Genomic DNA, 686 nt, shown 5'->3' on the forward strand with positions numbered 1-686 from the left:
GCTCATGGTCGGCACCGGCCGCGGCGCCCAGCTGGGCATCCTGATCAAGGGCCCCGAGGTGCTGGAGACCACCCGCACGGTGGACACCGTCGTCCTGGACAAGACCGGCACCGTCACCACCGGCCAGATGACCCTGCTCGCCGTGCACACCGCCGAGGGCGTGGACCGGGCCGAGGTGCTGCGCCTGGCCGGCGCCCTGGAGCACGCCTCCGAGCACCCGATCGCCCGGGCGATCGCCACCGCCGCCGCCAAGGCCGGCGAACTGCCCGCCGTCGAGGGCTTCGAGAACGTCCCGGGCCTGGGCGTCCAGGGCGTGGTGGACGGCCACGCCGTGGTGGCCGGCCGGGAGGCCCTGCTGAACGAGTGGTCGCAGTACCTGCCCGCGGCGCTGGCCGAGGCCAAGCGCACCGCCGAGGCGGCCGGCCGCACCGCGATCGCGGTCGGCTGGGACGGCGAGGCCCGGGCCGTGCTGGAGGTCGCCGACGCGGTCAAGCCGACCAGCGCCGAGGCCGTCGGCAGGCTGCGCGCCCTGGGCCTGACCCCGGTGCTGCTCACCGGCGACAACCGGCTGGTCGCCGAGGCCGTGGCGGCCGAGGTCGGCATCGGGCCGGAGCACGTGATCGCCGAGGTCATGCCGCAGGACAAGGTCGACACCGTCAAGCGGCTGCAGGCCGAGGGCAAGGTCG

1 protein-coding gene is annotated in these 686 nt (G+C 75.8%); it reads left to right on the plus strand.

The features are described 5' to 3' along the window. On the plus strand, window positions 1–686 hold a 686-nt coding region (locus AE652_RS11285), incomplete at both ends, for an HAD-IC family P-type ATPase (RefSeq protein WP_049651137.1).

It is taken from the genome of Kitasatospora sp. MY 5-36 (assembly GCF_001182915.1).
Taxonomy (GTDB): domain Bacteria; phylum Actinomycetota; class Actinomycetes; order Streptomycetales; family Streptomycetaceae; genus Kitasatospora.